The organism is Thiomicrorhabdus cannonii (assembly GCF_013391695.1).
Classification (GTDB): domain Bacteria; phylum Pseudomonadota; class Gammaproteobacteria; order Thiomicrospirales; family Thiomicrospiraceae; genus Thiomicrorhabdus; species Thiomicrorhabdus cannonii.
In genome coordinates this window covers 34,095-53,569 of record NZ_JACBGH010000013.1, presented here as the reverse complement: position 1 = coordinate 53,569, position 19,475 = coordinate 34,095, and the positions used below count along the sequence as shown (strand labels likewise).

Genomic DNA, 19,475 nt, shown 5'->3' with positions numbered 1-19,475 from the left:
TATATTGAGTACTATAATCACAAACGCATCAAGCAGAAACTCAAAGGCCTGAGTCCGATAGAGTATCGAAATCAGGCCTTGGGTACCGCTTAACTAAAATGTCCAAGTTTTTGGGGTCACTTCATTTATCCCGGTTTTTTTATGCCTGAATGAAAAGGCGGGCGTTTTTTCTTGAGGAGATAGGGCGGGGATAGTCTGGCGGTTAAATAATTTGCCGAAACTATAAATGCTGCGTATTATGCATAGAGCGCTAACAAGCAGTGCTGATGAGGCATCAAGTGCATATTGGATAAGTTCTGACTTTATGTTTTCCAACCCTTTCAAGTATCGTCTCTATGGGTTCAAGCTAGCTGGTTGGCTGGCTATTCTGGGCCTGATTGTGACATTCTCCTGTTCTACCGCCAAACCGCTCAAAATCGCGGTGTCCCCCTGGATTGGCTACAGCTTGATCTATTTGACCGCCAATGATGGCAAACTCAACCCGTTAATCACCCTTAAGCCCGTAAGATCGGCCACCGAATCGATGGGGGCTTTGGAAAAGGGAGAAGTCGATGGCGCTTATTTCACGCTGGATGAAGTCATCGTAATGCGTGCCCGCGGGGTGGATCTGAAGATTGTGGCGGTAGTGGATATTTCCGCCGGTGGTGATGCCATCGTCGCCAGACCCGATATTGTGGCGTTGCAGGATTTGAAAGGCAAGCGCATCGGTTACGAACCTTCGGCAGTCGGCGCGCTTTTTTTGGCGCGCTTGTTGAGTGAGGCGGGTCTGAGAGAAGATGAGATTATCAAAGTGCCGGTTGCTAGACAGGACGTGCAACTCGAGCTCTGGCGCAGGCAGCAGATTGATGCTGCGATTACTTACGAGCCTCTGGTCTCCAAGCTGTTGCGCGAAGGGGCGAAAAAACTGTATGACAGCAAAAGCATGCCGGAAACCATCGTGGATGTACTGGCTGTTCGAAGCGACCGTCTGGAAACACACGCTGATAGTGTCCGGGCGTTAGTTGCCGCGCATTTCCAGGGGCTTAAGCGACTGCGCACCAATACCATGGATGCGTTGTACCAGATTGCCGCGCAAGACGGCATAACATTGGAAGAAGCCAAACAGTCGTTTACCGGCGTTGTCTTTCCAAGCGAACTTAACAACCGTGCTTTGCTGAAACAGGATTCCAGCCTGCTGCAATCGGCGCAGTTTGCTAAAAGCGTACTCATGAAAGAAGGGATTATCGAACAGGATGTCGAACTCCATGATTTATTCAGCGATGCTTTTTTGCCTGAATAGGCTGTTTAGGCCTGTCTACTTGGCTTGGGGTGTCGGGCTGATGGCCGCAACGGCGTCTGCCGCCCCTTATCAGTTTGCTGTCTACGCGTATGAGTCCAAGGCGGAAGTCGAGCAGCGTTATGGCGCTTTAAGCGATTATCTGGCAGAGGCGTTAAACCATCCGGTGGCGCTTCAGGTGCTCGATGCCGAAGAGATTCAGCGTGCGGTGTTCGCCAACCGGATTGATTTTATGCTGGTCAATCCCTCACTGTATGAAATCATCCGCAACCAAAATGCACTGACCAGCGTTATTGCCACCGTAGAACGCGAGAGACAAGGTAAAAAAAGCGAGGTTTTGGGCGGTGTGATTTTCGCCCTGAACAGCTCGCCTAAACTTGCACGCTTGCAGGATATTGCCGGTAAAACGGTGGCCATTTCGAGCTATAGCAATGCCGGAGCTTTTCGCTTGCCCCTGTACGAGATGCATAAGGTGGGGATGCCCAAGGAGTCGGTGAATTATCTGCTGACCGGTAATAATTCCGCGGTGGTGCAGGCCGTTTTGCGCGGCGATGCCGAAGTGGGGTTTGTGCGTACCGGGATATTGGAAGAGTTTTTTGACCAGGGGCGTTTGGAGCCTGATAGGGTGCAGGTTGTCAATGCCAAACACTATCCGGATTTCCCTTATCTGCTCTCCACCTCGCTGTATCCGGAATGGCCATTTGTGGTCACGGCACAAGTCAACGAGGAAACCAAAAAGGCGCTTTCGATCGCGCTCTATTCGTTGCGTTCTGATCATCCAGCGGCGCTTCAGGCGGGTGTTGCCGGATTTGTCTCGCCGGCTGATTACGAGCGGCTCAGAACGATATTGCGGGAGATGCGGCTTTCGCCGTTTGATGAGATTCCCATGCTGAGCTGGCGGGAATTGTTGCACGTTTATAACGCTGAAGTGCTGGGAGTGGCGCTGATCATTGTATTGCTGTTGACCGGGCTGGTCGTGACCTACTGGTTTAAACGCAAGGTCGAGGTCCAGAAGAACAAGCTGGACAATTTGCTGTTCGCGACCCAGGCGATGACCTGGGACTGGCATATCGATAGCGGCCGGGTTGTGGTCAATTCGGCCTGGTCGAGCTTTCTGGGGTGGGAAGCGCAAGACTTTGCCGGGTTCTCCTATGAACGCTGGTCTGAGTTGGTGCACCCGGATGATTTTGAGGAGGTTATGAACAGCATCCGCCTCCATCTTGATGGCAAAAGTCCCTTGTTCGAAGCGGAAATGCGGCTGCAGCATATCAGTGGCGATTGGTTGTGGGTGATGGCGCGCGGGCGTATCACAGAGTGGGGGGCGGACAAAAAGCCGCGGGTGATTTCCGGTACCAATACCGATATCCATGTCATCAAGGAGAACCAGCGGCTGCTCGATTTACGCGTCAGACGCGATGAAGCCTTACTCAAACTGCCTGTACTTGCGGAAACACACGATGAATCGAGTTTTATGCAAATAGGGCAGGAGATGGCGGAAGATCTCACCAGCAGCCAGATTTCGTTCATCCATTTCGTGCACGAGGCCTCTGGTGAAATCGAGTTGGTGGCCTGGTCAAGACGCACACTGGCACATTACTGCCATGTGGAAAATTATGAACCACATTATCCGCTCGAATCAGCGGGTGTGTGGGCGGATGCGGCACGTGCCAAAAAGCCGGTGGTCATCAATGACTATGCTGCCTATGCCGATAAAAAAGGCTTGCCGGCGGGTCATGCACCTCTGCGGCGTATGATCTCCTTGCCGGTGGTTGAACAGAACGAAGTGGTGATGCTCACCGGTGTCGGCAACAAGGAAATGCCCTACAGCGAGCTGGATGTGGAGACGGTACAGTTACTCTCCAATGAAATCTGGCGTTTGGTCAAGTTGCGCCGTACGCAGCAGAAAATAGCGGAACAGCAGCTTGAACTCGAGACAATGGCGCATTACGATGGTTTGACCCATCTGCCGAACCGCGGGTTGTTTTACGATCGCGTCGAGCAAGCCATTCTGCAGCAGAAACGCACGCCGCAGGTGATAGCGCTGGCGTTTATTGATCTGGACGGTTTCAAGGAGGTCAATGACCAATTCGGTCATCAGGCCGGCGACCATCTGCTGCAAGTGATTGCCAAGCGGTTTCTGGAGGCTGTGCGTGATGGTGATACCGTGGCGCGTCTTGGCGGGGATGAATTTACCGTGCTGTTACACGAGGCGGGAAGCGGTCAGGATGTCATCGGGATCGTGAATCGTTTTCTCGAGGCCGTAAAGCAACCGGTACCTTTTAATGATCTGACGCTGCAAGTCTCTGCCAGTATCGGCGTTTGTCTGTACGCCGGTGGCGGCGATTACACCGCCGAGAAGTTGTTGCAAGCGGCCGATCAGGCCATGTATGCAGCCAAAGAAGCGGGTAAAAGCCGAATTCAGCTTGAAGTGCTTGAGGCAGGATGCGGTTCCTAAAGTTTCGGCTTGGGAAAACTGGGCAGGCCGGGTTTAGAGGGCCAGTGCATTGGCGGTTTCGGGCGTGCCTCTGATACAATGCCAGTTCTTTGTCTTTTCAGGATTTCATCCAGTTGAAACGTATAATTAAAGCCACAGCCACGGTCGGCGGCATGACCATGATTTCGCGCGTGCTCGGGTTTGTGCGCGATATGATTATCGCCCGCTATTTCGGCGCGAGCATGGGGGCGGACGCCTTTTTTGTGGCTTTTAAAATCCCCAACTTCTTCCGTCGCCTGTTTGCCGAAGGGGCGTTTTCGCAGGCGTTTGTGCCGGTGCTGGCGGAAGCCAAAGAGAAGCGCGGCCATGAAGCGGTCAAGCATCTGGTCAACGCCATCAGCTTCCGTCTGGGCGGCATCCTGTTGATTCTGACGGCCTTCGGCGTATTCGGTTCTTCCTTGTGGATGCTGGTATTTGCGCCCGGTTTTGTGGACGACCCCGAAAAATTCCAGCTCGCTTCCGACATGCTCGCCATCACCTTTCCGTATCTGTTGCTGATCTCGTTGGTGGCGTTCTCGTCGGCGATTATGAACACCTACAACCGTTTTGCGGTGCCGGCCTTTACGCCGGTGTTTTTGAATCTGGTGCTGATCGCCTTTGCGGTGTGGGTGTCGCCGCTGCTGGAAATCCCCGTCATGGCGCTGGCCTGGGGGGTGTTGGTGGCCGGCGTGGTGCAGCTGCTGTTCCATTTGCCGTTTCTCTACAAGCTCGATTTGCTGCCGCATCCGTCGCGCGAAACCGACCCCGGCGTCGGCGAGGTCAAGCGGCTGATGCTGCCGGCGCTGTTCGGTGTGTCGGTGGCGCAGATCAATCTGCTGATCGATACGGTGCTGGCCTCATTTCTGGTGACCGGTTCGGTGTCGTGGCTTTACTACTCCGACCGCTTGATGGAGTTTCCGCTGGGCGTTTTCGGCGTCGCCTTGGCCACGGTGGTGTTACCCGGCCTGTCCAAAAAAGCCGCGAATGAAAATTGGCAGGGTTTTCAGGCCGATCTGGATGCGGCCTTGCGGCTTGTGTTTATTATCGGCCTGCCGGCGACCTTTGGATTGCTGCTGTTGGCCGAACCCTTGATCGTGTCGCTGTTCCATTACGGCGCCTTTACCGACCACGACGTGAGCATGGCGGGCGGCAGTTTGATGGCCTATGCCTTCGGCTTGCAGGGCTTTATTCTGGTGAAAATCCTCGCGCCGGCGTTTTACGCGCGCAAGGATATGAAGACGCCGGTGAAGGTCGCGGTGGTGGCCTTGGTGACGAATACGGTGTTGAACCTGATTCTGATTATTCCGTTCGCGCACGTTGGGTTGGCGGCGGCGACGACGGTGTCGGCGTTTGTCAACGCGGGGATGCTGTATTGGTATCTGCGCAAGCAGCATGTCTTTGCGCCTTTGGCGGGTTGGTCGATTTGGTGGGTCAAGATCGCCGTGGCCAATGTGGCGTTGGTGCTGTTTTTGTGGTGGCTGTCGCCGCCGTTGCAGGCGTGGTTGGATTTTAGCGCCGTGCAGCGTTTGAGCTGGCTGGCCGCTTTGGTCGGCGGTGCGATGCTGTTGTATGCGCTGGTGTTGCTGGCGGTGGGGCTGAACCCGCGGCGTTTATTGAAAAAAGGTTAGCGCCCGGCACCCGGCCTGTTGAGTTTTGGCGGCGGTTTTTTTGGCCGATTTACAAAAAGTTAGCCTGAAGTCGGGCGTTTAACTGCGGTATAATTCGGCGTTTATCCACACGATTCAATCCAAGCTGATACAGAGCGAATCACTAAGATAGTCGGAAGATAATCGGACCCATGCAGTTAATCCGTGGCCTGCACAATTTGGAACCGTTTAAAGCCGCTTTGCAGAATGGCTGTGTGCTGACCATCGGCAATTTTGACGGGGTGCATCTCGGGCATCGTCAGGTTTTGCAGGAGGTGATTCGCCAAGCCCAAGCCAAAGCCCTGCCGAGTGTGGTGATGCTGTTTGAGCCGCTGCCGACGGAGTTTTTCAACCCTGCGGCGGCGCCGGTGCGGCTGATGAATCTGCGCGAGAAATTGCAGGCGTTTGCACAAACCCATATCGATTATGTGGTGTGCATCCGGTTTGACGCCGCTTTTGCGGCGCTGACAGCCGAAGAGTTTGTGGAACGTATTTTGTGCCGGAGCCTGCGCGTCAAACATCTGGTGGTGGGCGACGATTTCCATTTCGGCGCGAAACGCCAAGGCAATTACGCGTTTTTGCAGCAGCAGGGCGCACTCAAGGGATTCAGCGTCAGCGAACGGCCGACCTTTGCGGTGGAAGACAGCCGTGTCAGCAGTACGCGCATCCGCGAGGCGCTGGCCAAGCCGGACTTGGCCGAAGCGGAAAGCCTGCTGGGACATGCGTTTACGTTCAGCGGCCGGGTGATTCACGGCCAAAAGTTGGGCAGAAAGCTGGGCTTTAGAACCCTGAATCTGAATCCCAAACGCCTGCAGATGCCGGTATCCGGCGTTTTTGCGGTGACGGTAGACGGCCTGGCCGACCGGCCCTGGCCGGGGGTGGCGAATATCGGCGTGCGTCCGACCGTCAACGGCCACCGCCCCTCCATCGAAGTGCATCTGTTCGACTGGAGCGAAGAGGTTTACGGCCGCCATGTGGATGTGAGCTTACGGCATTTTATCCGTGCGGAAATGAAGTTTGACGGCTTAGAAGCGCTGAAAGCGCAGATTGCCGAGGATGCGGCCGAGGCGCGTGCCTATTTTGGCTTGGCGGGTGCTTGAGCGACAAATTGAATGTCTAGTTAACCACGAAGTGCACGAAGAACACGAAGATTCAATGGCCAAGTAAAAGCCTGATTTGAAGTCCAGTTTGTGTTTAATGACAACCGACGTTGACTGAACGCAAAGTGGGCGACCGCTGGAAAACTTCGTGTTCTTCGTGCTCTCTGTGGTTTAAAAAGACCGAATAGTTTTAACAGTTTTAACGAGTGACCAAGGCGAGAGTCTTGATTAACAAAGAAGCGAAATCATGACAGATTACAAACCGACCCTGAACCTTCCTGAAACCGATTTCCCGATGCGCGGCAATCTGCCGAGCCGTGAGCCCGAGCAGGTCGCTGCCTGGCAGCAGATGAATCTGTACAAGACCGTACGCGAACACATGGCCGGTCGTCCTAAATTCATTCTGCACGACGGCCCGCCGTACGCCAACGGTAACATTCACATCGGCCACGCCGTGAACAAGGTGTTGAAAGACATGATCGTCAAGTCCAAGGGATTGAGCGGTTTTGATGCGCCGTTTGTGCCGGGTTGGGACTGCCACGGTTTGCCGATCGAGTTGAATGTGGAAAAACAGAAAGGCAAGGTCGGGCAGAAGATCAATGCCACCGATTTCCGTCAGGCGTGCCGCGACTATGCGCAGGAGCAGGTCGAAGGGCAGATGGCCGATTTCCAGCGTCTGGGTGTCATGGCGGATTGGGAAAATCCGTATCTGACCAAAGATTTCAAATTCGAGGCCAACGAAATCCGCGCTTTGGCGAAGATCATCGAGAACGGCCATCTGGTGAAGGGCACCAAGCCGGTTTACTGGTCGGTGGGCGGGCATTCGGCCTTGGCGGAAGCCGAAGTGGAATACGAGATGAAGCGTTCCAAGTCGATCGACGTGCGTTTCAAGGTCGTGGATGAAGAAGCGTTCTTCAAACGCTGCCATCATGTGGAAAACCACACGGGCGAAGGCCCGATTTCGGTAGTGATCTGGACCACGACGCCTTGGACGCTGCCGGCCAACCAGGCGGTTTCGATCAATCCCGAGCTGGAATATGCACTGGTGCAGGTGGAAGGCGAGCACGGGCCTGAGCGTCTGTTTCTGGCCGAAGCGATGGTCAAGGATGCCATGGCGCGTTGGGGCTTCGACAAATACAACGTGGTGGCTTACGGCCGCGGCGAGCAGTTTGAGCTGATTCGTCTGCGTCATCCGTTCTATGAGCGCATTGTGCCGCTGATTCTGGGTGAGCACGTCACCACCGACGCCGGTACCGGCTGTGTGCATACCGCGCCGGGTCACGGTCAGGAAGACTTTGCGGTCGGTCTGAAATACGATCTGGAGGTTGATTGCCCGGTGGACGGTTCCGGCAACTATGTGGCCGGCACGCCGATTTTTGAAGGCGAAAACGTGCTTAAAGCCGACGACCATGTGATCGAGGTGTTGAAAGAGCACCAGGCACTGTTGCATATTGAAGTGATTGAGCATAGTTACCCGCACTGCTGGCGTACCAAGACGCCGCTGATTTTCCGTGCCACGCCGCAATGGTTTATCTCCATGACCGAAGCCGGCCTGCGCGAAAAAGCGATGGGCGAAATCAAAAAAGTGCAGTGGATTCCGGAATGGGGTCAAAACCGTATCGAAGGCATGATCGACGGGCGTCCGGACTGGTGTATTTCGCGCCAGCGTTTCTGGGGTGTGCCGATTACGATTTTCGTGCATAAGGTCACTGGCGAGATGCATCCGCGCACCGTGGAGTTGATGGAAGCCGTCGCCAAACTGGTGGAACAGAACTCCATCGACGCCTGGTATGACCTGGATGCGGCGACGTTGTTGGGTGATGAAGCCAGCGATTACGAGAAGGTGCAGGACATCCTGGATGTCTGGTTCGATTCGGGAATTTCTCACTATACGGTTCTGGATCAGCGCGACGAATTGTATTCACCTGCCGATTTGTATCTGGAAGGTTCCGACCAGCACCGCGGCTGGTTCCAGTCGTCACTGCTGACTGCATTGGCGACGGGTGATCATGCGCCTTACAAGCAGGTGCTGACGCACGGCTTTACCGTGGACAAGGACGGCAAGAAGATGTCCAAGTCCAAAGGCAATGTGGTCGCGCCGCAGGAAATCGCCAATAAATACGGCGCGGATATTCTGCGTCTGTGGATCGCGCAGGCCGATTACCGTTATGAGATGACGGTCTCCGATGAGATCATCAGCCGTACCGCCGATGCGTATCGCCGTGTGCGCAACACCGCGCGCTTCCTGCTGGCTAACATCAATGGTTTTAATCCGCTGGCCGATGCGGTGGCGTATGAAGACCTGTTGCCGCTGGACAAATGGGCGGTCGGCCATGCGGCCAAGTTGCAGCAGGAGATTATCGAAGCCTATGAGAGCTACAACTTCCATGCGATTTCGCAGGCGGTGACGCATTTCTGCTCGGTGGAGCTGGGTTCGTTCTATCTGGATGTCATCAAAGACCGTCAGTACACCTGTAAGACCGATGGGCTGGCGCGCCGCTCGGCACAGACGGCGATGTACCATATCGTCGAGGCGATGACGCGCTGGATGGCGCCGATTCTGAGCTTCACTGCCGAAGAAATCTGGCAGGCGCTGCCGGGCGAGCGTGCGCCGACGGTGTTTGTGGCCGAATGGTATCAGGGCTTAACGGCACTTGACGAGTCGACTGCGATGAACTCGGCCTACTGGGAACGCATGATGGAGGTGCGCTCGGCGGTGGCCAAGCAGTTGGAACAGCTGCGTAACGACAAGGTGATCAAGGGTTCGCTGACCGCCGAAGTGACCTTGTATTGCGAAGGCGAGCTTTACGATGCGATTCATGCGCTGGATGATGAGTTGCGTTTTGTGTTGATTACCTCTTATGCCGCCGTCAAACCGCTGGGCGAGAAAGCCGGCAATGCGGTGGAATCGGAAATGAAAGGGCTGTGGATCGCCGCCAATGCCACCGAAAAACCGAAGTGCGCGCGCTGCTGGCACCACCGCGAAGAGGTCGGGCATAATGCCGAACATCCTGAACTGTGCCAGCGTTGTATCGACAACGTCGCCGGTGAGGGTGAGGTGCGTCACTATGCCTAACCGCATCGACCGTACCATGCGTCAGACGGCCATGCGTACCCTGTGGTTGGCGCTGGCGGTGATTGTCATCGACCAGTTGAGCAAAGTCTGGGCGGTGGGCAGTCTGACGCTGGGCGAACCGCTGGCGGTGCTGCCGCATCTGAACTGGACGCTGGTCTACAACTACGGTGCTGCCTTTAGTTTCTTGGCGGAGATGGGCGGTTGGCAGCGCTGGTTTTTCAGCGGATTGGCGCTGGTGGTGAGTGCGATTCTGATTGCCTGGTTGAAAAAGCTGCCGAATCGTCTGACGGTGGAAACCTGGGGCATCAATCTGGTTCTCGGCGGCGCGCTCGGTAATCTGATTGACCGCGTGGTGGAAGGCCGTGTGACCGATTTTGTGGATTTCTACATCGGCGCATGGCATTACGCCACCTTTAACGTCGCCGATATCGCCATTACCGTGGGAGCCGGCCTGTTGATTTTAAGCGAGCTGATTTTAAAGCCGCGAGCGGAAAAAGCACGACAGAACGCCCAGTAAGCCCGGCGCGGACGTCATCATGGAACCAGCATTGCCGACACCCGGCCTGCTGGTTTTTTTATGCCCGGATTTTGGCGTTTTGTTGCAGTTCATTAACAGATGCTTATATTGACCCTAACAAATCCAAATTACCTTTATTGCGATCCTCCTTATAATGTCCTAAACCACTTAAGTAAGGGAAAAGTGTGAATAATCCATATGTGTTTGAAGTAAATGCCAAACGATTCAATGAGTTGGTGTTGATGAACTCCTATAAGCTGCCGGTCATTGTGGAGTTTATGGGGGTCTATTCCGGTCCGAGCATTGCACTGGAAAATCAGTTGACTGAATTTGCCGAGGATTTTAAGGGGCAGTTTATTTTTGCCAAGGTGGACATAGACGAACAGCCCGAACTGGTCGAGCAGTATCAGATTAAAAACATTCCGACGCTGAAAGTATTCAAGGATACGAATGTGGTGCGCAGCGAAGAAGGCCTGATGCAAAAGGACGAGATAGCGGAGATGCTGAAAAGCCTCGGTATTTCGCGACCATCGGAGGAGATGCGCGAGCAGGCGCGTCACAAGCATTTGGCGGGCGATATTGCCGGTGCGATTCAACTGCTGACGCAGGCCATTCAGAGCGACCCGGGCAATACCCGCGTGGCGATGGATATGGTGCAGGTGATGCTGGATATCGGCGAATTGGAACAGGCGAAATCGCTGTTTAACCGTTTGCCGGAAAAGGATCGCGGCAGCGATACCGGCAAGGCGCTGATCGGGCAGATCACCTTCAAGGACTTGGCGGCGAAAACCCCCGGCAAGCAGGCGCTACTGGCACGATTGGATCAGAATCCGTTGGATTTTGATGCCTATTTCGATTTGGCGGTCTGCTTGGTGGCGGAATTTGATTATCAGGGCGCACTGGAGTGTCTGTTTGCTATTTTCGAGCAGGAACCGACCTACAAGGAAGGTGCGGCGCGCGAGATGATTGTGAACCTGTTTGCGATGTTGGCGACGAGCGAACCCGATCTGGTGCAGCAATATCGTTTACGTTTGGGGAACGCCGTAGCGTAATCATTACCAGTAACGCACGCGGCCGGTATCGACATGCACGAAATTGGATTTGGGATAAAAACCGACCCCGCCGACTTTTTCACGCATCGCGACTTTTCTGAGGTCTTCGAGCTGGAAGCCGGGCAGGCGGATGTCGATGGCTTTGCCCTGCATATGCAGGCTTTTTGTCGCGACGCCATGGGTGGTGTTGTGCAGCAGGGCGTTGGTTTGCGGCGAACGGTAGCCGGAAATCACGTGAAAGGCTTTTTTACTGCCGCTGCGTTGCTGGATTTTATGCAATAAATCAAACAGCTTCATGTCGATAGCGTGCAGTTCATTGTTGCGGTGGTCGCGCAGCAGCTGATTGAGTTCCTGCAACGCTTCGGCATGGTAAACGCCATCTTCCCAATAGGTGGTTTTGATGGATTCGCCGGTATGCAGGTTGTACAGGGCGATGCTGCGATGCCGCTCTTCAACCGATTTGGCAAATACCGAACTCGGCACGAGCGTGGCCGCAGTTGCGCCGGCAATGCCCAGTTTCAGAAATGTTCTGCGGTTGATCGGGTTGTGTTCGGCATGTTTAAGACTCATAACATCATCCTTTTGCTTCTACTCTCTTCGTTGCATTATAAGATAAGAACGCTATGGCCGTATTTCAAGTTTTTCTATGGCTGATAATAACTTATCGTCAAGTTCGTAGATGTCCGGACGCAGGAACAGCTGTCCGCTGTCATCCGCCCAAGCGGTTTGATAGGTAACCAATACCGGCACTTTGTGCTCCAGCCAGATAATCTGCTGTTCTCCGGATTGAATCATCTCCTGCAGCTGTACGCTGTCCATCTCCGGATTCTCAAAAGCGAGCAGTTGTGTTGCCAGTTGCAACGCGTTTTCGGCGCGGATGCAGCCTGAACTGGCCATCAGGGTGCTGTTTTTGAACAGATGCTGCTCGGAGGTGTCATGGATATAGATGTCCTGGCTGTTGGGAAAGATGAATTTGATCCTGCCGAGCGGATTTTTCTCGCCGGGTTCCTGACGAAACACATAGTTGAGGATTTGGTTGCCGTCGATCGCCTGCCAGTTGATCGACTCCGCGTTCAGCGGCTGCTGTTCTTTGGTGTCGCCACTGCTGAACACCGAGATTTGGTTGCGTTGCAGATAGGGATTGCCGGACTTAAGTTTGGGCAATACGTCCTCCAGCAAGATGGTTTTGGGAATGCGCCAGTAGGGGTTTAGCACCAGATAGGCCATCTGGTCCTCCATCAGCGGGGTGGGGCGTTTCTGCTTGCCGACGACGACTTTCATGTTTAAAGGGGAAGCATCCTGCATCAGCGTCAAGGTGTAATCGGGAATGTTCACCAGCAGATAACGCTCCGGCAAAGTACGATACCAGCGCCAGCGTTCCAGATTCAGTTCGATCCGTTCAACCAACTCTACGGCGCTTTGCGCCAAGGCGTTGCGGGTCCGCTTGCCGACGATGCCGTCCACCAGCAAACCATGGCGTTGCTGGAAACGTCTGATGGAGGGTTCCAGCATGGCATCCTTCTCGGCAGAATTCGCATCCCAACACCAATCTGAAGGAGGGTTGTCCAAGCGCAGCTGTTGTTGCAGGCAATCGCTTGGATAGTCGCCGGTGATCAACAGACGCTCTCTGACTAGATTGCGGTCGGCATAGTCTTCAGGATTGTGGTGCCAGGAGGTTTCTTGCGCATACGCACGGTAGCGCTGCAATGCCTTTTTGAGGTTTTGATAGTAGCCATGCTTGGGGGGCAAACCCGCCAGTGTGGAGGTGATATTGTCCTGTTCAAGCGCCGTTTGCAGGGTTTTGCCCAAATCCAGCGATTTTTTGCCGCTCTCGTAGAAGACGGTATTGGCATCACTCGCAAACGCCACGCCATAGAACAGGTCGTACGCGGCCGCCAAAAAAGCGTCGCTGAGAAGGAGTTCCTCGTTGGGCGTTAAAGTGTCTTTGCCCAATAGGGCGCGCAATTCGGTTCGATGGTAGCGTGGGTTGTCGGGGTTGAGGCCGTCGGCTTCAAGCTGGTCAAGGCTGTTTAACAGGGCTTCAATGGCCGGCGCCTGCCAGACAGGCTGGTAGTGGCATGCCCGATAAAAGGCACGCAATGCTTGTGGATGGGCAAATGGGCTGGGGGATGGCATGGCATCGGAGCGAGCCAGAATCGCCTCCAGGCTCAAAGGCATCTCCGTTGACGCCGCCTGTGCCGGAATCTGTAGCAGCAGGGCGCAGCAGAAAAGCAATGAATGTAGCAGCCATGTCATGGCGACCTCCAAGGTCGTACGCTTTGATTGATTATAGCAAAGCCACGTCAATGCCATGTTTGCATTGTTAAATGGAGAGCGCCTGATTGATAGGCGGGATTAGGCGTTTAACCTCGACTGAAAGCCGCTTACTGCGGTTTGATAATCATCCGCTTCGGTAATGGCCGTCACCACGGCAATACTGTCGACGCCGGTGGCGATGACGCTGTCGGCATTCTCCAGCGTAATGCCGCCGATGGCGACGATTGGTGTGTTGCGCGCGTCGCGCAGTGTCAGCAGATGGCGCAAATTATCCACTCCTTGAATCTGCCCGGTCATGTCTTTGGTGCGCGTCGGGAAAATCGCGCCGATGGCAAGATAACTCGGCTTGATCTGCTGCGACAATACAAACTCGTAAGCGCCGTGCGTGCTGATGCCCAAACGGATGCCGGATTGCTGGATGGTCTGTAGTTCCGCTTTGCAAAGCGCCTGCAAATCCTCCTGCCCGAGATGCACGCCGTAAGCGCCGTATTCGATCGCCAGTTGCCAGTGGTCGTTGATAAACAGACGGCATTGCGGGTGCTGTCTGGCAAGCTCAACCGCCTGTTGAATGGCATCGCGCAATTCGTCTTCGGTTTGGTTTTTAAGGCGAAGTTGAATAATCTGCAAGCCGAGCGGCATCAAGCGTTTTAGCCATTCAACCGAATCCACCACCGGATACAACCCGAGTTTTTGGACGCCCAATTCGGGAAAACCCGCTTCGGCCACCGCGTGCATGGCGTCATTCATAACAACCTGTGGATAAAAAGACTTTTCAACAGGCCAGGTCGGCTGAATCACCGCGCCGTAATACGAATAATCCTGCGGGCACAGCGCAAACGCCTTATTCATAAAGGCTTGCGCCTGAATAAAGGCGTCGCGCAGCAGAGTGCCCTGCGCCAGAAAACTGGCCAGTGCGGTGGATAAGCTGCAGCCGCTGCCGTGGCCGTAACCTGTCTGTGCGCGCGGCGAATGCAATGCCAGATGGTGTTCCGCCCAAAAAAGCTCGTCGGTCACGGTATCGGCGGATTCGCAATGCCCCCCGGTAATCAACACCGCAGGACAGCCTTTATCGATCATGGCGGCTGCCCATTGCGAGGGTGGACTTGATTCATTGAAGTCGCTCGCCAAGCCGGCCGCTTCGCAGTGATTGGGGGTGACCACGTCGACCAGTTGCAGCAGGTCTTCATAGAGCATCCCCGCCAGGGATTCGACCATCAGGTGTTGGCCGACGCTGGCTTTCATAACCGGGTCGCAGACCACCACCAGATCGGGATGTTGTCGTTTGAGTCTTTTAAGGGTTTTCACCAGCCAGTCCAGCTGGGCGTTATTGGCCAACATGCCGATTTTGATGGCCGCTGGCGGTTTATCCGACAGCAGGGTTTCCACTTGCTGTTGCAACAATTCAACCGGCACGGGGTTAACACTGACCAGTTTCTGCGAGTTCTGCACCGTATTGGCGGTCATCAGCGTACAGACTTCCATGCCGAGGGCATGGCCGGTTTTGACGTCGGCCTGAATGCCGGCACCACCGCTGCAGTCGGAGCCGGCAATCGTCCAGAGAATCGGGCGTTTTTTGTTTTTGATCATCGCGTTTCCCACGTTTTATCCCACATTGACCTGATGCCAGAAAGGCTGATCCAACGTCGGCGTGCTCGGGCTCGCTGTGGAGCGCTCAGACATCGGCCCCGCTTCGTACGCCAAGCGACCGGCTTCGATCGCCTTGGCGAAGGCCTGCGCCATTTTCACCGGTTGGTGGGCGTGGGCGATGGCGGTGTTCAGCAGAATCGCATCCACGCCCATCTCTAACGCCTGAATGGCGTGCGACGGTTTGCCGATGCCGGAGTCGACAATCAGGGTGACTTCCGGGAAGCGGTCGCGGATGGCCTGCAACGCGTAAGGGTTTAGCAGCCCCTTGCCGGTGCCGATCGGCGAGCCCCACGGCATAATGACTTTACAGCCAAGCTCGATCAGGTGGCGGGCGATGACCAGGTCGTCGGTGCAGTAGGGCAGCACCTTGAAGCCGTCGTTCAAGAGGATTTCGGTGGTCTTGACCAGTTCGATCGGATCGGGCTGCAGATTGTAGTCGTCGCCGACCAGTTCCAGCTTGACCCAGTCGGTCTGGAAAAGTTCGCGGCTCATTTTCGCCATGTTCACCGCCTCTTTGCTGGAATGGCAACCGGCGGTGTTGGGCAGTAGATGCAGACCCAGCGACTGAATCATCTCCCAGAAGCTGGCGCCGCCGTTGGCCTGCGGGTTCTGGCGGCTCAGCGACAGGGTCACGATTTGCGCGCCGGAGGCCTTGATGGAGTCCTGCATGACTTGTGGCGACGGATAGAGCGCGCTGCCGACCAGCAGGCGGCTATTGAGTTCCGTGCCGTAGATGTTTAAAGGTTTTGCTGCTGACATGCGTTAGCCTCCTTGAATGGCGGAAATGACTTCGATGCGGTCGTTTTCTTGCACGGCGGTGTTCGCGTGTTCCGACGCGGGAACAAAGTTCTGGTTCAATAACAGCGCAAACGGCGGCGTAGCACCGAAGGCCATCACGGCATCGAGCAAGCTGCTGCCGGTTTTTATGTCCATTGGTTGATCGTTGATATGGATGGTGATGTTCATAGTATGTTCTTAGTTTTCACCACAGAGACACAGAGACACAGAGTATCTTGAACTGCACGTCATGCTTGGCTTAAAGAGTCAGATGCCGGCCATTCAACTCTCTGTGCCTCTGTGCCTCTGTGGTGAATCAGTTTTCTTATTTAAAGTGTTTCGATTAAGTTTGGATACTGGGGCAGGTCGTCGGTTTTGCCGTTGACCAGTGCCACGCATTGTTCGACCATGACTGGGGCGAGCAGATAGCCGTGGCGGAACAGGCCGTTGATCTGGATGACCTTGTTGTTCACCCAGATTTTCGGCTCGTTGTCGCCCAGCGCCGGACGCAGGCCGGAGGCGATCTGTAAAATCTCCGCTTCGGCAAAGCCCTTATGCACGCTGAAACAGGCCGACAGAAGCTCCAACGCCGAACGCACCGTCGGCTCGCGGCTGTCTTCCGATTCGATCTGCGTGGCCCCCACCACAAAATGGTGGTTTTCTTTGGGGGCGATATAGATCGGATAACGCGGATGCATTAGCCGAACCGGCCTGTTTAAAATGACTTCCGGCGCGTAAAGCCGCAACACTTCACCGCGCACGCCGCGTAAACGGCTTGGCGATGGAATCTGCGTTTTGCCGCCGAGGCCGCGGCAGTCGATAATCCGGTCGAAAGCGTGCAGTTGACCGTTCGCCCACACTTGTCCATCGCGGATTTCCGCGGGGGTTTGCGCATGCCAGGTCACGCCGCGCGCTTGCAAGGTGCTTTGCAGCGCCTTTAACAGCTGGCGGTTATCGAGCTGGCCTTCGTGTGGCAGATAGAGCAAATGCTTGAACGGCTTGCTCTGTGCCGCCAGTTCGGGCTCCAGCTCGGCCAGACGCGTGCTGTCGATGCGCATGAAATCCTCGCCTTCGATGCCTTTGAGGTGGCGGGCAAAGTCCTGCAGGTTGCCGCTGTCCTGCTCGAAAGCGAGAATCAGCGACCCGGCCTGTTGAAAAAACACCGGCGCATTGAGTTGCGCGAGCAGCTGCGGCCATAATAGCTGGCTGCGCTGCCCCATCTGCATCAAGGTGTGCGAGGTTTCCACCGATTCGGCAATCGGCGCCAGCATCGCCGCCGCCAGATAAGCGGCGCTTTGCGTGGCTTGTTCGTCGTCGGCATCAAACAGCGTCACCTGATGGTCGTTGCTGAGTTGCAACGCCGTCAGGCGACCGATGAGACCGGCGCCCAGAATTCCGATGTTCATTTCAGGCTTCTTTCTGGCGCGTTTCAGGTTGATAAATCTCGCTGCCGGCCTGGATGAATTCCGCCGACTTCTGTTTCATGCCTTCCTTGATCTCTTCCAACGTGATTTCGGTAATCTGTCCGGCGTTGGCGGCTGCTTCCTGTTCGGCGGCGTAGTCGCGGACTTCCTGCGAAATCTTCATGGAACAGAATTTAGGCCCGCACATCGAGCAGAAGTGCGCCACCTTGCCGGATTCCTGCGGAATGGTGTCGTCGTGGTATTCACGTGCGCGCTCCGGATCGAGACCCAAATTGAACTGATCCACCCAACGGAACTCGAAACGTGCTTTTGACAACGCGTTGTCGCGGATTTGCGCGCCCGGATGGCCTTTCGCCAAGTCACCGGCGTGGGCGGCGATTTTGTAGGCCATCAAGCCTTCTTTCACGTCGTCCTTGTTTGGCAATCCCAAGTGCTCTTTTGGCGTGACATAACACAGCATGGCGCAACCGTACCAGCCGATATTGGCCGCGCCGATGCCGGAGGTGATGTGGTCGTAACCCGGCGCGATGTCCGTGGTCAATGGCCCCAAGGTGTAGAAGGGCGCTTCGCCGCAGACTTCCAGCTGCTTCTCGACGTTTTCCTTGATCATGTGCAACGGAATATGACCCGGGCCTTCGATAATCACCTGAACGTCGTGTTTCCAAGCGATTTGCGTCAGTTCGCCCAGCGTTTCCAGTTCGGAGAACTGCGCTTCGTCGTTGGCGTCGGCAATCGAGCCCGGACGCAGGCCGTCGCCCAGCGAGAAGCTGACGTCGTAGGCTTTCATGATTTCACAGATTTCCTCGAAATGGGTGTAGAGGAAGTTTTCCTGATGGTGTGCCAGACACCATTTGGCCATAATCGAACCGCCGCGCGAGACGATGCCGGTGACGCGCTTGGCGGTCATCGGGATGTAACGCAGCAACACGCCGGCGTGGATGGTGAAGTAGTCAACGCCCTGTTCGGCCTGTTCGATCAGGGTATCGCGGAAGATTTCCCACGTCAGGTCTTCGGCGATGCCGTTGACCTTTTCCAACGCCTGATAGATCGGTACGGTGCCGATCGGCACCGGCGAGTTGCGCATGATCCATTCGCGGGTTTCGTGGATATTGCGGCCGGTGGACAAATCCATCACCGTATCCGCGCCCCATTTGGTGGCCCACACCAGTTTTTCGACCTCTTCGGCGATCGACGAGCCGACCGACGAGTTGCCGATATTGGCGTTGACCTTGATGAGGAAGTTGCGGCCGATAATCATCGGCTCGGATTCCGGGTGGTTGATATTGCATGGGATGACCGCGCGGCCGCGTGCCACTTCGTCACGCACGAATTCGGGGGTGATCTCTTTCGGGATGCTGGCGCCGAACGACATGCCCGGATGCTGCTGTTTGATCATTTCGCTGCGCACTTCGGCGCGTTTCATGTTCTCGCGGATGGCGATGTATTCCATCTCCGGCGTGATAATGCCCTGACGCGCATAGTGCATCTGGGTGACGTTTTGTCCGGCTTTGGCGCGGCGCACCGGCGGCAGGTTTTCGAAACGGATGTGGTCCAAGCCTTCATTCGCCAGACGTTCCTGGGTGAATTTGGAGGTGACCGAGTTCAGCACTTCGGTATCGCCGCGCGCTTCGATCCAGGCGGCGCGCAGTTTCGGCAAGCCTTTGTAAACGTCGATGGTGACGTTCGGGTCGGTGTAAGGGCCGGAGGTGTCGTACACGCAGACCGGTTCGTTCTTTTCCATCACCGGATTGTCTTCCGGGCCGGAAACATAGGTGTCGCTCAGGGTGATTTCGCGCATGCCGACTTTGATCGGGTGGATGGCGCCGTCCACATAGACTTTCTGGGAGTTGGGGAAAGACTGTCCGGAAACGTTCTGGATAAACGCTTCGGCTTCGGCGCGGCGCTCGCGGCGGCCTTTGCTTTGATTGATGTTGGTTGCGGTATTAGATGAACTCATGGCTTTGCCTTTTCGTAACGATTAAGGCGAAGCGCATTAGACTATAGAACTTCGGTAGAGCAGACAGTTGCGTGGTACCCGGCCTGTTGAGTTTTGAAACGGCGCGGTTTACAAAGATTCCAAGGGATGGAATGGGCGTATGTCTGATTGTTCCCTTCGCTGGTATTATCCAGATCAGGTTCTACGGATCCCGCTTGCGCGATCTCAGCCTAGTCTAGGCACTCCGACAATTTAAAAAAATTAAACGTGCATG

Annotated in this window: 15 protein-coding genes and 1 riboswitch; of the genes, 8 read left to right on the top strand and 7 right to left on the bottom strand. The window is 55.3% G+C overall.

The window, feature by feature from the left end; translation table 11 throughout:
* The 8 genes from HZ297_RS11080 to HZ297_RS12185 all read left to right on the top strand — a co-directional run.
* The coding region (locus tag HZ297_RS11080; protein WP_178862052.1) for an IS3 family transposase at nt 1-93 on the top strand (93 nt) is incomplete at its 5' end.
* A gap of 211 nt (nt 94-304) precedes the next feature.
* Nucleotides 305-1,279 (top strand): ABC transporter substrate-binding protein, encoded by a 975-nt coding sequence (locus HZ297_RS11075; protein ID WP_178863728.1) that lies wholly within the window; start codon nt 305-307, stop codon nt 1,277-1,279.
* Nucleotides 1,280-1,319: 40 nt separating this feature from the next.
* The gene (locus tag HZ297_RS11070) at nt 1,320-3,731 is read left to right on the top strand and encodes a diguanylate cyclase domain-containing protein (RefSeq protein ID WP_178863727.1); all 2,412 of its coding nucleotides are present in this window, start codon (nt 1,320-1,322) and stop codon (nt 3,729-3,731) included.
* A 113-nt stretch (nt 3,732-3,844) separates the two neighbouring features.
* Nucleotides 3,845-5,377: a murein biosynthesis integral membrane protein MurJ gene (gene murJ, locus HZ297_RS11065; RefSeq protein ID WP_178863726.1), complete on the top strand. Its 1,533-nt coding sequence runs from the start codon at nt 3,845-3,847 to the stop codon at nt 5,375-5,377.
* A gap of 170 nt (nt 5,378-5,547) precedes the next feature.
* Nucleotides 5,548-6,495: a bifunctional riboflavin kinase/FAD synthetase gene (gene ribF, locus HZ297_RS11060; protein ID WP_178863725.1), complete on the top strand. Its 948-nt coding sequence runs from the start codon at nt 5,548-5,550 to the stop codon at nt 6,493-6,495.
* A 247-nt stretch (nt 6,496-6,742) separates the two neighbouring features.
* Nucleotides 6,743-9,571, top strand: coding sequence for an isoleucine--tRNA ligase (gene ileS / locus HZ297_RS11055; RefSeq protein WP_178863723.1), 2,829 nt, complete (start codon nt 6,743-6,745; stop codon nt 9,569-9,571).
* Complete coding sequence (lspA, locus tag HZ297_RS11050) at nt 9,564-10,088, top strand: signal peptidase II (protein ID WP_178863721.1); 525 nt, start codon at nt 9,564-9,566, stop codon at nt 10,086-10,088. Before ileS ends, lspA begins: the two co-directional genes overlap by 8 nt.
* Nucleotides 10,089-10,273: 185 nt before the next feature.
* Entirely contained in the window at nt 10,274-11,140 is an 867-nt protein-coding gene (locus tag HZ297_RS12185) for a tetratricopeptide repeat protein (protein ID WP_178863719.1), read from the top strand.
* Between the two features lie 3 nt (nt 11,141-11,143).
* Here the strand turns inward: HZ297_RS12185 and mepK are convergent, their stop codons facing one another.
* The 7 genes from mepK to thiC form a co-directional block, all read right to left on the bottom strand.
* The gene (gene mepK / locus HZ297_RS11040) at nt 11,144-11,710 is read right to left on the bottom strand and encodes a peptidoglycan L,D-endopeptidase MepK (RefSeq protein WP_178863717.1); all 567 of its coding nucleotides are present in this window, start codon (nt 11,708-11,710) and stop codon (nt 11,144-11,146) included.
* Nucleotides 11,711-11,761: 51 nt separating this feature from the next.
* Nucleotides 11,762-13,396 carry a L,D-transpeptidase family protein gene (locus tag HZ297_RS11035; RefSeq protein ID WP_178863715.1) on the bottom strand — a complete coding sequence of 545 codons (1,635 nt, stop codon included), beginning with the start codon at nt 13,394-13,396 and terminating at the stop codon, nt 11,762-11,764.
* 99 nt (nt 13,397-13,495) lie between these two features.
* Nucleotides 13,496-15,004, bottom strand: a complete 1,509-nt coding sequence (thiE, locus tag HZ297_RS11030) for a thiamine phosphate synthase (RefSeq protein ID WP_178863713.1) — start codon at nt 15,002-15,004, stop codon at nt 13,496-13,498.
* Between the two features lie 15 nt (nt 15,005-15,019).
* A complete protein-coding gene (locus tag HZ297_RS11025; RefSeq protein WP_178863711.1) occupies nt 15,020-15,823 on the bottom strand; it encodes a thiazole synthase in 804 nt (267 codons plus the stop codon).
* 3 nt (nt 15,824-15,826) lie between these two features.
* A complete protein-coding gene (gene thiS, locus HZ297_RS11020) occupies nt 15,827-16,030 on the bottom strand; it encodes a sulfur carrier protein ThiS (RefSeq protein ID WP_178863709.1) in 204 nt (67 codons plus the stop codon).
* A 140-nt stretch (nt 16,031-16,170) separates the two neighbouring features.
* Nucleotides 16,171-17,247 carry a glycine oxidase ThiO gene (thiO, locus tag HZ297_RS11015; RefSeq protein ID WP_178863708.1) on the bottom strand — a complete coding sequence of 359 codons (1,077 nt, stop codon included), beginning with the start codon at nt 17,245-17,247 and terminating at the stop codon, nt 16,171-16,173.
* A gap of 1 nt (nt 17,248) precedes the next feature.
* A complete protein-coding gene (thiC, locus tag HZ297_RS11010; RefSeq protein ID WP_178863707.1) occupies nt 17,249-19,222 on the bottom strand; it encodes a phosphomethylpyrimidine synthase ThiC in 1,974 nt (657 codons plus the stop codon).
* Between the two features lie 134 nt (nt 19,223-19,356).
* Nucleotides 19,357-19,458, bottom strand: a riboswitch (TPP riboswitch).
* Between the last annotated feature and the right edge of the window lie 17 nt (nt 19,459-19,475).